The 12,879-nt window shown below is 67.7% G+C and carries 9 protein-coding genes and 1 rRNA gene; 4 read left to right on the top strand and 6 right to left on the bottom strand.

Translation table 11 applies throughout. The features are described 5' to 3' along the window. Positions 1-3 precede the first annotated feature (3 nt). Positions 4-381, top strand: a complete 378-nt coding sequence (locus AB0I12_RS29710) for a DUF779 domain-containing protein (RefSeq protein WP_359935665.1) — start codon at positions 4-6, stop codon at positions 379-381. A 46-nt stretch (positions 382-427) separates the two neighbouring features. On the opposite strand, the gene AB0I12_RS29705 is transcribed toward AB0I12_RS29710, so the two are convergent. From AB0I12_RS29705 to AB0I12_RS29680, 6 genes are all read right to left on the bottom strand, one after another. Then, the gene (locus tag AB0I12_RS29705) at positions 428-913 is read right to left on the bottom strand and encodes a hypothetical protein (RefSeq protein WP_359935663.1); all 486 of its coding nucleotides are present in this window, start codon (positions 911-913) and stop codon (positions 428-430) included. Positions 914-929: 16 nt separating this feature from the next. Further along, on the bottom strand, positions 930-3,401 hold the full coding sequence (locus tag AB0I12_RS29700) for a GH116 family glycosyl-hydrolase (protein WP_359935661.1): 2,472 nt from the start codon (positions 3,399-3,401) through the stop codon (positions 930-932). Beyond that, positions 3,385-4,014, bottom strand: a complete 630-nt coding sequence (locus AB0I12_RS29695; protein ID WP_359935659.1) for a hypothetical protein — start codon at positions 4,012-4,014, stop codon at positions 3,385-3,387. Before AB0I12_RS29695 ends, AB0I12_RS29700 begins: the two co-directional genes overlap by 17 nt. Continuing rightward, the gene (locus tag AB0I12_RS29690) at positions 4,011-4,835 is read right to left on the bottom strand and encodes a carbohydrate ABC transporter permease (RefSeq protein WP_359935657.1); all 825 of its coding nucleotides are present in this window, start codon (positions 4,833-4,835) and stop codon (positions 4,011-4,013) included. Before AB0I12_RS29690 ends, AB0I12_RS29695 begins: the two co-directional genes overlap by 4 nt. Beyond that, the gene (locus AB0I12_RS29685) at positions 4,820-5,611 is read right to left on the bottom strand and encodes a sugar ABC transporter permease (protein ID WP_359935655.1); all 792 of its coding nucleotides are present in this window, start codon (positions 5,609-5,611) and stop codon (positions 4,820-4,822) included. Before AB0I12_RS29685 ends, AB0I12_RS29690 begins: the two co-directional genes overlap by 16 nt. A 71-nt stretch (positions 5,612-5,682) precedes the next feature. Beyond that, complete coding sequence (locus AB0I12_RS29680) at positions 5,683-6,981, bottom strand: extracellular solute-binding protein (RefSeq protein ID WP_359935653.1); 1,299 nt, start codon at positions 6,979-6,981, stop codon at positions 5,683-5,685. Positions 6,982-7,302: 321 nt separating this feature from the next. Between AB0I12_RS29680 and AB0I12_RS29675 the strand changes: the two genes are divergently transcribed. The 3 genes from AB0I12_RS29675 to AB0I12_RS29665 all read left to right on the top strand — a co-directional run. Continuing rightward, the gene (locus AB0I12_RS29675) at positions 7,303-8,499 is read left to right on the top strand and encodes a hypothetical protein (protein ID WP_359935651.1); all 1,197 of its coding nucleotides are present in this window, start codon (positions 7,303-7,305) and stop codon (positions 8,497-8,499) included. Positions 8,500-8,771: 272 nt separating this feature from the next. Continuing rightward, positions 8,772-11,624 (top strand): M36 family metallopeptidase, encoded by a 2,853-nt coding sequence (locus AB0I12_RS29670; RefSeq protein WP_359935649.1) that lies wholly within the window; start codon positions 8,772-8,774, stop codon positions 11,622-11,624. Positions 11,625-12,786: 1,162 nt separating this feature from the next. Continuing rightward, positions 12,787-12,879: ribosomal RNA gene (locus AB0I12_RS29665) — 16S ribosomal RNA — on the top strand; the annotation flags it as partial.

Raw genomic sequence — 12,879 nt, 5'->3', positions numbered from 1 at the left:
CCCGTGGTGGCGAAGGTACTGCTCACCGACGAGGCGGCGCAGTGGTTGCGCCGCCTGACCGGGATGCACGGTCCGCTGATGTTCCACCAGTCCGGTGGCTGCTGCGACGGCAGCGCGCCGATGTGCTACCCGGACGGGGAATTTCGTACGGGGTCGGCGGACGTGCATCTCGGTGACCTGGTCGTCGACGGCGTGCAGAAGCCGATCGGCTTCTGGATGTCCGCGAACCAGTACGAGTACTGGAAGCACACCCAGCTCACCGTCGACGTGGTGAAAGGCCGAGGCAGCGGCTTCTCGGTGGAGGCCCCCGAAGGCATCCGCTTCCTGATCCGCTCCCGCCTCTTCACCGACCAAGAGTCCGCAGAACTCGGACTCCTCTGAACGAGTGCCGACCGTCCGGTGGCGTTGCCGGACGGCCGGCGCTCCCTCATGCCCCGAGCACGGCGGCGTAGATCGCCGAGCTGTCCCGGTCGGGGTCCGCGTCCTTGCGACGCAGGATCTCCCGCTTCTGGTCGGCGGTCGCGTTCGTCAGCCGCAGCGCCTCCGCGACGTGGGGTCGGGGGACGACATGGAGCCAGAAGGTCAGGTCGATCTTCCAGGTTTCGGTGTGCAGGACTGCGTAGAACCGTTCGTCGGTGAGGGCCGGGGTCGGGCGGCGGTCGGCGCGCTCGTCGCGGAAGTCGACTGCGCGCAGTGGTACTCGACGGTCCAGGGTGATCAGGCCGTTCAGGATGGTTGCGGCGTTCGCGTCGGGGGAATCGAACATGACGTCGAGGTCGCGGTCGACCATCAGGCCGGAGAGGGCGCTGCCGATCAGGACCGGCTGCCAGGGGAAGGCGGTGCCGAGGTCCAGGGCCCGGTAGAGAGCCTGGGCCTCGGCCTGCAGCGCTTCGGCACGGTCGACGAGGGACATGCCTCGACGGTAGGGGTCAGGTTGTCGGGATCACCAAGGGTTTTCCGGGCACGATCGGGGCGTCGATCGGGTAGGCGGCGCTGTCGACCGTGATGGTTCGCAGGTCGAGGTGGCCGGCTTGGCAGGTGACGGTGAGTGCGCCTGAGGCGTAGGTGGCGGTGGCCCAGCCGGTGTTGGTGACGAAGGGGGTGCTCCAGGACTCCGTTGTGCGGGCCAGGTCGAGTGGGGCGAAGGTGATGGTCTTGGTGATTGCGTTGTAGCGGTAGCCGGTCAGGGCTTCCAGGACGGACCAGCCGGCCGCGTTGCGGATGTAGTGGTCGCCGCATTCGATGGGGTTGAACGGGTTGCGGCGGGTGCCGTCGTACCTGGCCCAGAGGCCCTGCAGGATGGACATGCCCTCGTCGGTGAGGCCTTCGTAGAGGCAGTGCGCGGCGACTTGGTACTCCGAGCCGGTCCAGACCTCGTCGCAGTACCGCGTGGGTACGTCGGGGCGACCGCCGTGCGGCCAGGTGCACATCAGGAGGCCGGTGTCGTCGCCGTCGGCGAAGACGCGGTACGGGTGCTCGAAGTCGTGGAACCCGGTCCGCAGGTTGTGCCGGACGACGTTGCGGAGCGCCGTACGGACGTGGTCCTCCGGGAGCAGATGGCCGAGGTCGAGTTGGTGTGCCCACCACTGACCGATCAGCTGGTCCGCCAGGCAGCCGTCGCCCCACTGGAAGTCGCGGGTCTCGTCCGGGTCCAGGATCTGCCGGTAGTACTCGCCGGTGAACAGCAGCTCGTCGTACGCCGTGCTGCCCGCGTCGAACAGGCTGCGGTACTCCTTGGCGTCCTCGCCGAGCAGCACCGCCATCTCCTCAGCAGCACGCAGCGCGGCCAGCCACAGCGTGCCCATGAACGAGTTGACGCCACACAGGTCGATGTCGTGCGTGCTGGGCTGGATGCCACGTAGTACGCCGTCCTGCAGCCACTTGCCGTGGATGTGGTCGAGCAGGCGTACGACGTTGGGCCAGCGACTGCGCAGCCAGCCCAGACCGGCTCCTTGGCGCACCTCACGGTATGTCTTGAGCACGGCGCCGAGCATGCCGTCCAGTGCTGGCTCCTCCGGGCCGCCGATCACCACGTCCCACAGCTGCTTCATGTAGAGCGGTGCGCGAACCCGGTGCGGGATGTAGCCCTCCGGCGCCTGCATGACGTCGTACTCCGTGTCACGCATGTTCTGCTCGAGCGACGGGAAGAGGCGCGAGAGCGTCTGCTCGTAATTCCACACGTGCGTGCAGTTGAGCGGACACGAGCCGCCGTACCGCCCGCCCCACATCGCTGTGGACGCACCGAGCACACCTTCGAAGCCCAGTACGTCGCCGGCCGCGGTCTGGAACACGGTTGGACTCCGTACGTCGGCCACGAGCGCAGCGAGCCGCGGGCCGGTCTCGCCGGGCAGGGTGCTCGACTCGAACGCCTCGGTCCACGCTGTGGTCTGCGCGTGCAGCTCGGACCAGTTGGCGATGAAGGAGTCGGCCGCGGCCACGGCGTCCGGCGTCCGGCGGGTGTACGCGTTGCCCAGCCAGAAGCGACTGTGACCGTACTCCGGGTGCGGGCCGAACTGGTTGAAGTCGACATATCGGTTCGGGAAGTGCCACGCGATCAGGAACCGGACCTGCGTCGTCTCGCCGGGCTGGAGGTTGAACGGGACGGCCAGCCCACCGTTCCAGGTGCTCCCTGGCGCACTGGCACCGGCCGCCGGCGTCACCGGCCCGTTGAGAAAGGCAACCAGCTCCTCGGCCCGAGCCCACTGTGCACACACCAGTCCCGGGCTGTCAGTGGCAAGCACCAGTTGCCCTGATCCGGGGTGGTCGATAGGCAGCGTGGCGTTCTCGAGCACCAGGTAGGTCCAGTTGGCTGCGTGCCGGACGCGGTCCGTGTTACCGCCGTACCCGCTGTTCGCTACCCCGTCGATGGGTGTGACGCCGTCCCAGCCGACCGAGTTCTGCAGCGCGCCGGCCAGCTTGCCGTGGATGGCGATCTCGCCCGGGTTGTGCAGCGTGAACGTGAACCCGACGACGGGCTGCGAGCTGGCCGCGGCGTCGGACGGCACCAGCGGGTTGAAGACGTCCAGGGCGACCTCGATCGGCAGGTCCGTCTCGTAGTCCACATGTGCCTGTGGATACGTCGCGGTGACCTTGGTCGGGCCGATCGGCTGGATCACCTCCTGCAGTCGGCGCTCCGCAGTCGGGACTACGTCGTCGGTGACCAGCTGGGTGTCGGTGGGCTCGGACGGTGGACCTTGGAGGAGGCGGATTGCATCCAGCGGAGGTTCCACGCGGGACAGGCGGAGTGCGAAGAAGCTGTCCGGCACGTGGCCCTCATGGTTGCCGATGTTGTGCAGCTGCCACTGCCGCAGCGCACCGTTGCCGGCCAGCGCGACGGTGCCGGTGCCGAGACCTCCCAGCGGGAGCGCGAAGTGTCGAAGGTTGTCACCGGTGTAGTGCATGTTTCTCCGTCCATGTACCGGCGGAGGCGAACAACGCCACCGGACCGGGGGCGAGCAGAAGTAGTGACGCGGTCACGGAGGTGCCGAGGAGCAAGGCGACAAAGGCCAGTGCGAGTACGCCGAGGGGCACCAGCGGGGCTCGTGCTACCAGGTGCAGCGCCGTAAGCCACAGCGCTTTACCGCGCAGCCCCGTGGTCACGCGCAGGCTAAAGGCGTGACAGGAGCCGAGCACTGCGAGCACAGTCGCGCAACCGCTGACAGCCAGTGGGATCGCGAAGACCGCGCTGGAACTGAGCTGCCAGTTGAGCAGCGCCAGCGCGGCGACGACCGCCGGCACACAGGCGACCTCGAGGCCGGCCAGGACGTGACGCTTGAGGTTCTGGAGTAGGAGCAGGACGCCTCCGCGATCGTCCCGGACGATGGAGTCGGTCGTCGCGGTCACGGCTGCCCACGCCGGTCCGACCAGCAGGGCGCCGAGCAGAAGGCTGATCGGGGACAGGCCGGGGCTGACGAGGACGACGAGGCCGGAGGACAGACAGACCAGGACTCCTGCGGCAACCAGCACCGGGAGCTCGTGCCACAGAGCCTTGAAGGCCCGAGGTAAGTAGGTCATGCGCGCAGGCCAGTCGACGCGATCGACGCGATGAAGGAACGCTGGAAGATCAGGAACAGCACGAGGATCGGCAGGACGACCAGGGTGATGGCGGCGAACAGTACGACGGCTGGGCCGCCGCCGACCGCGCCCTGCAGCGAGACCAGGCCGACCGGAAGGGTCATCTTCTCCGGGGACGACAGGAAGATGTACGGCCAGAAGAAGTTGTTCCACGACGCCTCGAACACGAAGATCCCGAGCGCGGTGAGCCCGGGCCGCGCCAGCGGCAGGATGACGCGGAACAGGATCCAGAAGTGCCCGGCGCCGTCCATGATCGCCGCCTCGTCCAGCTCGCGCGGGATCGACGCGATGTACTGGCGCAGGAAGAAGATCCCGAACACGTTCACCAGCGCCGGCAACCAGATCGCCACAGTCGTGTCCACGAGGTGCAGCCAGCGCATCATGATGAAGATCGGTACGACGGTGAGCTGCACCGGCACCACCAGCGCCGCCAGCAGCACCGAGAAGATCTGGTCCCGCCCGGGGAACCGCAGCCGGTTGAACGCGTACGCCGCCAGCGCGCTGGTCAGCAACGCGCCGGCGGTCGTGAGAACCGCGATCTGCAGGCTGTTCCACGCCATCTGCGCGAACGGGATCAGGTCCGGAACCTGCTCGAAGTTCTGCAGCGTCGGCGGCCGCGGAATCCACCGCGGCGGCAACTGGAACGCGTCGATCGGCTCCGACAACGCGTTCACGACCAGCCACACCAGCGGCGCGATCATCACCACGCCGCCGAGCACCAGCACGAGGTCGAGCAGCTTCCCCTTCACTGGTGTACCCACCGGCGCGACAGGCGGAACTGCAGGCCGGTGACGACCATGATCACCACGAACAGCACGAGCGACAGCGCCGCGGCGTACCCGACCTCGAAGGACTGGAAGCCCTTCTCGTAGGTGTATTGCACGATGCTGCGGGTCGCGCCGTCCGGGCCGCCCTGGGTCATGATCACCATCGGGTCGAAGATCTGGAATGCGCCGATGAAGGTGATCACGGTGGCGAAGAAGATCGTCGGCGACATCACCGGCAGTGTCACGCCCCAGAACCGCCACCACGCGTTCGCGCCGTCCACCCGGGCCGCCTCGTGCAGTTGCGCCGGCACGGTCTGCAGGCCGGCCAGCAGGATGATGAACGTGTACCCGATCGTGTGCCACCAGTCGACGGCGATCAGCGTCGGCAGCGCCCACGTCGGCGAGGCCAGCCAGTTCGTCGTCGACGAGAGGTAGTAGTTCGCCAGTCCGAAGGCCGGGTCCAGGACGTACTTCCAGATCAGTGCGACCGCGGCCCACGACACCAGGAACGGGAAGAAATAGGCGGTTCTGACGAAGTACTTCGTTCCGCGCGTCATCGTCCGGTGGACGCCGAGCGCGAGCAGCATCCCGATCCCGATATGGGTAACCACCGAGGCCAGCGCGAAGACGAACGTGTTGATCACGGCGCGGACAGTGGCGCCGTCGGTCACGAGTTGCTTGAAGTTGTCCAGGCCGGCGAATTCCGGCGTACTCAGCAAATCCCAGTGGAAGAGGCTGAGCGCAAAGGCGGCGACCAGGGGCCCGGCCACGAAGACCACGAACAACAGGACTGCCGGGCTGATGAACAGGTAGCCCGGCAGCCAGTCGCGACGTTGGGGTTTCAGACCAATCCCTCCAGCGTGGTCTGCGCCTTGCCGAGCGCGTCGGCCGGCGCGGCGTTGCCGGTCAGGACCTGCTTCCAGCCGTCCTCGATCGCCCGCTGGATCGCGGCGCCCTTGTCCGGCGACGGGATCGGGGTCGCGTAGCTGAGCGCCCGGTACAGGTACTCGGTCCCCTTCGGCGCGTCGGTGAGGAACGACTGGCTGTTCGCGATCGACTTGCGCGCCGGGACGATGGTGCCCCCGAGCTGGGCGAACGTCGACGACCCTTCCTTGGAGATCAGGAACTTGATGAACGTCCAGGCGTCGTCCTTCTTCTTCGACGCCTTCAGGATCGGGTAGCCGTTCCAGCCGACCGGCGAGCCCTGCCCGACCTTCGTGGGCCACGGAACGATGCCCATCTTCGCGGTCGCCTTCAGGTTCCGGATACTGATGATCGGCCAGCGGCCGCCGCCGAACATCGCCAGCTTGCCCTGCGCCGCCGCGGTGGTCGCGTCGAACGTGCCGCCGGGCGCCGGCGACAGCTTGTCCGCCACCAGCTTCCGGTTGAACTCCGCCGCCTCGATCACCTTCGGGTCGTCGTACGTCGGCGTCGACCAGTCCTCGCTGAAGCTGCTGGTGCCGTTCGTGAGCAGCCACGGCATGATCGCCGCGAAGTACTCCGGCCCGGCGGCGTACCCGAAGGCGCCGGTCTTCGCCTTGATCTGCTCGCACGCGTGCCGGAAGTCGTCCCAGGTCCACTGCGCGCTCGGCTCCGGCACGCCGGCCTTCGCGAACAGCTCCTTCGAGTACCACATGCACATCGTGTTGAACTCGCCCGGCAGGTAGTACGTCTTGCCGTCGGTGGAGGCGTACTTCTTGTCCCACTCGATCAGGTTCGGGTCCATGTCGCCGTAGTACTCGTCGATCGTCGACTGGTCCTTCTTGATGTAGTCGTCGAGCGGCGCGAGCAGGCCCTTGGACGCGAACAGCCGCTGGCCCTCGGTGGCGATCTGGATGACGTCCGGCACCTGGCCGCCGGCGATCCGGGTGGAGAGCTTGTTGAAGAAGTCGCCCCAGTTCGACAGCGGGATGCCCTCGGCCTTGAGCTTGATCTCCGGGTGCTGCTCGGTGAACTTCGCGAACAGCTTGTTCCAGGTCGCCTGCTGCTCGGCCGTGCCCATGTAGACGAACGACAGCTCCTTGGTGGACGAGCCGCCGCCCCCACTGCCGCCACCTCCGCAGGCGGCCAGCGAGGCGGCGAGCGCCGTACCTCCGGTGGCTTGGAGGAACCGTCGCCGACTGAGCGGGGGGTGATCCATGAGCGGACCTCTCTCGCGGGAAATCGATTTCTCCGGAGCATAGTCCTGCGGGGTGAAACGGTGTCAAGGGTCGGGCGCCGGGAAACTCACGGGGAAACCTTCACTGCGGCGCGAACGGTCGCGGGGCCAACGATCAAGCGCGAAAACGGTGTCCGCCGGGGCGGGTGTCATGGATCCGCCCATGACATTTGTCAGCGGTCCGATCGCTGGCATCCGCGGTCCGGCGGGCGCACGATGCGATCACCCCCAATCACGCCGGCCTCCGCCCACCGGCCGCACGGGACCGCGACGCGGAGGCCTGCCGAAACTCGAGGAGTCCAGTTGAGGCAAGGGATTCTCGTGTCCGCCCTGAGCGCCGGTGCACTCGCCGTCGTCGGACTGACCGCAACGGGAGCCGCAGCGGCCCCGACCTCGTACACCGCCGGGAAGCACGCCGCCAAGGTCTGCTCGGCAACCACGGCCGCGCACACCGCGGTCTGCGACGCGATCAAGCTGGTGAACGACAAGGGCGTAGCGCCCGCGTCCACCACACCGCCGTCGACCGGCCTGACGCCGAGCGGCCTGCGGGACGCGTACAAGCTGAACGGCCTGAGCGCCGGCGGCCGGACGGTCGCCATCGTCGACGCGTACGGCTACCCGAACCTGGAGCGCGACCTCGGTGTCTACCGGTCGCAGTTCGGGCTGTCGGCGTGTACGACGGCCAACGGCTGCCTGCGGATCATCAACCAGACCGGCGGGACGTCGCTGCCGCGGTTCAACGCCGGCTGGGCCGGTGAGCAGGCGCTCGACGTCGACGCGGTCTCGGCCGCGGCGCCGGACGCCAAGATCGTCGTCGTCCAGGCCAACTCGGCGAGCTTCGCCGACCTCGGCACCGCGGTCGTGACGGCGTCCAAGCAGCCGGGTGTCGTTGCCATCTCCAACAGCTACGGCGGCGGCGACGCGTCCGACGCGACGTACGGCAGCTACTACAACCACCCGGGCATCGCGGTCACCGCGTCGACCGGTGACAACGGCTACCAGGGCGGCAGCTACCCGGCGTCCTCGTCGTACACCACGGCCGTCGGCGGTACGTCGTTGGTTGCCGCCAGCAACTCTCGCGGCTGGAGCGAGTCCGTGTGGAGCGGCGCCGGGTCGGGCTGCTCGTCGTACAACACCGCGCTCAGCGCCGCGTCGTCGTTCGACACCGGCTGCTCGAAGCGCGCGATGGCCGACGTGTCCGCGGCGGCCGACCCGTCGAAGGGCGGGATGGCGATCTACTACCCGACCAGCAAGACGGCGTCGACCTGGGCGCAGTTCGGCGGGACGAGTGAGGCCGCGCCGATCATCGCGGCGGTCTACGCGCTGTCCGGCAACACGGCCGGGTACGCGAACGCGTTGCCGTACGCCCACCCGGGCTCGCTGTTCGACGTGACGAGTGGCAGCAACGGCTCGTGCCCGACGACCCAGTGGTGCAACGCCCGCACCGGCTGGGACGGCCCGACCGGCCTCGGTACGCCGAACGGCGCCGGAGCCTTCTGACGAACACTGTTGGTGATCGGGTCGTGGCTACGTGCAACGGCCCGATCACTGGCGGTACTGTTCCGAGCACGAAGGACAACCCTCGACTCCACGACAATCCGGTGATTTCCCTTCCCCGGAACCCCCCTCGGAATTAGGGTCAGCCCCCGGGACGGGTCGTGGATGGCGACCCGCAGACACGAACTCCATGGAGATTTGCTGTGACAACATCACGCAGAGGGCGGGGGCTCCTGGCAGTCTCCGCCGTCTCCGCTGCCGCCACTGTGCTGGCGATGACCGCCGCTGGGGCGGACGCCGCACAGACGGCCGGTGCCGAGGGCAAGAAGCCCGCGCAGACCGAGAAGCAGGACGCCGGCAAGGAGCGGAAGGGCAACTACGACGCCCGGACGCCGAACGCCCGCACCACCTATGCCCGTTCCGCCAAGGTCGAGGGCAAGGAGACCGCAGCCGCGAAGAAGTTCCGCGACTCGCTCGGCACCCAGGGTGTCGTCGAGGTCGACCCGAACACCGGCACCCCGGCCCAGGTCACCAAGCTGAACGGCTTCCTCACCGGCAAGAGCGCCAAGAAGGCCACGGACGTTGCCCTCGGCTACGTCAAGGCGCATCCGGAGATCTTCAAGCTCTCCGACGCCGACCTCGGCACGCTGAAGCTGCGCAAGGATTACGTCGACGACCTCGGCACCCACCACATCTTCTGGACCCAGGTGGTCGACGGCGTCGAGGTGTTCGGCAACGGCCTCAAGGCCAACGTCACCAAGACGGGCCAGTTGATCTCCGTGATGGGCTCGCCGGTCTCCGGCCTGACCACCGCCGCGCAGTCCCGGTCCGCCGCGGCCACGCCGAAGGTTTCGGCGGAGGGCGCGCGCAGCGCCGCGGTCAAGGACGTCGGCGGCAGCGCGAAGTCCGCGACCGCGAGCACGTCCGGCGTCAGCACGAAGTTCAGCAACGGCGACACCGCCAAGCAGGTGTGGTTCCACACCGCCGACGGTCTGCGCAAGGGCTGGCTGACCTACACGAACTCCGGCGGCACCAAGATCTACAGCCACGTCGTCGACGCCCAGACCGGCGCCACGCTGTACCGCAAGGACCTGGTCAGCGAGGGCAACGGCGACGCGCTGGTCCAGGACAACTACCCGGGCGCGCCCAAGGGCGGCACCCAGCGGGTCGAGAACCTGATCTACAACAAGTGGCTGCCCAAGAACGCGAAGACCCTCCTCGACGGTACGTCGGTCGCGGCCTGGGCGGACGTCAACGACGACAACCAGCCGAACGGCGGCGAGACGGTCAAGGTGCCCGGCACCAAGACCGGCGCCGAGTACAAGCTGACCCCGTTCCAGAGCGCGTCCTCGTTCTGCTCCACGTCGTACATCTGCACCTGGGACCCGGCGAAGCCGGACTCCTGGAAGACGAACATGAACCAGGACGTCACCAACGCGTTCTACCTGGCCAGCAACTTCCACGACTGGCTGGCGAAGGCGCCGATCAGCTTCACCCCGGCGGCCGGCTCGTTCGACGCCGCGGGCGGTGACCCGGTACTGCTGAACGCGCTGGACGGCGCGGCCACCGCCGCGAACGGCGGCCCGGACGCCAACCACATCGACAACGCGAACATGTCGACCCCGCCGGACGGCACCCCGCCGACCATGCAGATGTACCTGTGGCACCAGCCGGGCGCGACCGACGAGCAGGACCCGTGGGTCCCGTCCAGCGGCGCGAACGACGCCAGCATCCTGTACCACGAGTACACCCACGGTCTGTCGAACCGCCTGGTCGTCGACGCCACCGGCAACTCCACGCTGAACAGCATTCAGGCCGGCTCGATGGGCGAGGCGTGGAGCGACTTCTACGCGATGGACTACCTGGTCTCGCACGGCCTGGAGAAGGACACCACCGCTGCGGGCGAGGTCCTCGAGGGCAAGTACGTGTCGCACGGCGAGCTGTTCCGCACCCAGGCGATCGACTGCCGGGTGAAGGCGGTCAGCCCGAACTGCGTCCAGCCCGACGGTTCGAAGGGCGGCTACACCTACGCCGACTTCCCGACCATCGGCGGCACGCCCGAGGTCCACGCCTCCGGCGAGGTCTGGGCACAGACCCTGTGGGACCTGCGCGAGCGCTTCGGCCGTAGCTACGCGATGAGCATCATCACCCGCGCGATGGAGCTGTCGCCGAACGACCCGACGATGCTCGACATGCGCAACGCGGTCGTCCAGGCCGACCTGGTCGCCAGCGGCGGCAAGAACGCCGACGTCATCTGGACCGTGTTCGCCAACCGCGGCATGGGCTGGTACGCCGGTGTCGTGGACGGCGGCGACGCCTTCCCGGCCGAGGACTTCCACAAGCCGCCGACAGGCGCCACCACGACCCTCAGCGGCACGGTGACCGACAAGGACACCGGCGCTCCGGTGGCCGGCGCGCTCGTCTACGTCGGCGGTCACTCGTCCGGTTACGCCGGCGACTACGCGGGCACCACGGATGCTGCCGGCAACTACAGCATCAGCAACGTGGCACCCGGCACGTACCCGAAGATCGTCGTGTCCGCGCCGGGCTACGAGCTGATCGTCCAGTCCGTCAAGGTCTCCGCGGGCAGCAAGGCGAACTTCGCGCCGCGCCGCAACTGGGCGGCCGCGTCCGGCGGCGGTTCGGTCGTCGACTTCAACGGACCGGACTTCAGCTCCTTCAACTGCGGCCCGGGCGGTGCGATCGACAACGCACAGGGCACCGGCTGGGGCAGCACCACCGGTGACGACAACGGCACCCCGACCAACCAGATGGTGCCGAAGTACGTCGACATCAAGCTGCCGGCGTCGGTCACCGTCAGCGCGTTCAACGTCGACCCGTCCAACACCTGCGGCGACCCGGGCAGTGCCTCGACCGGCCAGTACCGGATCCAGACCTCGGCCGACGGCACCACCTGGGCCACCGCGGCCGAGGGCACCTTCGACGCCACCAACCGCGGCAAGTACAACCTGGTCACGCCGACCGGCAACACCACCGGCGTCCAGTACGTCCGCTTCTGGATGCTCAGCCCGCAGGTCCCGGACTTCCAGAACAACTGCCCGGCCGGCGCCTTCGGCGGCTGCCAGTTCACCGACATGACCGAACTCCAGGTCTTCGGCACCAAGTAACCCGCAACACCCCTCCCGGAAGGCCGGCCGAGCACCCGCTCGACCGGCCTTCCGGCTGCCGCGAGGGTGAACGCTGCAGGCAATCAGCCCACGCGTACTCCGAGCCGCCTACATCATCGCCGCGCTCCTCAGCCCACCTGCTCCTCAGCGGACCTGCTCCGTGCTCTGCGGACCTGTTCCGTGTTCCGTGCACCTGCTCCGTGTTCCGTGAACCTGCTCCGTGAACCTGCTCCGCGCGCATCCACCCACCTCCGCTTAGCGCGGTGCATCTGCTCCCGGCCGGCGCCGGAGAGTTTCGGGCTATCGCCGGAGTGCCGCCGGCGATCTGCAAGCTGGCGCTCGCGAGCGCCTGTCGGCGACCAACCGTCAAGTGGCGTGGCCGAACCCCGTCCTGCGTGCACCTACCCAACCCGGCCGCCGGCCCGGTCACTTCCTGTGGCGCCGAACTGTGCGGGGCTACTCACCGTCGCGCGTTCGCCGCCGCCTCGGTGTACCGATGCTCCCGGGTACCCGGCTGAGGGTCGAGCGCCCTGATCCGCCGACCGATGAGCAGTTGCAGGCGCCGGCTTACTCGCTGGGGCACGGGGATGGCCTTCGTCGTGAAGCCGGCGGCGGACCGGCGCTCCGGCCGTGCGGAGCGGCGTGACCAGAGGGACCCGGACCCCGATTAGGTTCTGAACCCGGAATGCCAGTAGTGTTCTTCCTGTTGGAGCGAAGCGGGACGCGAAAGCGGCCGGTCGCTCCGGCAAACTCCCTGAAGTTCTCGGAAGCTGAAACACGCCTTGGCGGGTTTCGGACGTTGAGTCGTGTAGGGAGACTGGATCGAAAAGAGCCGATTTGACCGGCTCGGACCGGAACAGTAAAGTTTGGCGGGTTGCCCCGGAGCTTCGGACGAGAGTGCGAAGCGCGGTGTGCGTCCGGTTCTTGAGAACTCAACAGCGTGCCGAAAGTCAATGCCGAAAGATGCATTAACCCTGTCCACAGGCGTTGAATGACTCTCCTAGCCCTGGGTCTTTGATCTTGGGGTGTGGGTTGTTGTTTGTCTGTGGATGGATTCCTTTGAAATTATTACGGATGACAAGCCAGTTGATGGTTTTGTTTCTGATTCAAAGGATCGCTTTTCGATTGTCGGCTCTCCAGCTTTGCTGGTTTGTCATATTTTTCAACGGAGAGTTTGATCCTGGCTCAGGACGAACGCTGGCGGCGTGCTTAACACATGCAAGTCGAGCGGTAAGGCCCCTTCGGGGGTACACGA

Source organism: Kribbella sp. NPDC050459, assembly GCF_040655315.1.
In the GTDB taxonomy this organism is placed as follows: Bacteria; Actinomycetota; Actinomycetes; order Propionibacteriales; family Kribbellaceae; genus Kribbella.
The sequence above is the reverse complement of the archived record's forward strand: the minus strand, read 5'-3'. Positions and strand labels throughout refer to the sequence as shown.

Excerpts from the sequence above, each read along its gene's own strand:
- AB0I12_RS29670 (WP_359935649.1), top strand. The coding sequence starts at position 8,772 with ATGACCGCCGCTGGGGCGGACGCCGCACAGACGGCCGGTGCCGAGGGC.
- AB0I12_RS29680 (WP_359935653.1), bottom strand. The coding sequence starts at position 6,981 with ATGGATCACCCCCCGCTCAGTCGGCGACGGTTCCTCCAAGCCACCGGA.
- AB0I12_RS29700 (WP_359935661.1), bottom strand. The coding sequence starts at position 3,401 with ATGCACTACACCGGTGACAACCTTCGACACTTCGCGCTCCCGCTGGGA.
- AB0I12_RS29695 (WP_359935659.1), bottom strand. The coding sequence starts at position 4,014 with ATGACCTACTTACCTCGGGCCTTCAAGGCTCTGTGGCACGAGCTCCCG.
- AB0I12_RS29705 (WP_359935663.1), bottom strand. The coding sequence starts at position 913 with ATGTCCCTCGTCGACCGTGCCGAAGCGCTGCAGGCCGAGGCCCAGGCT.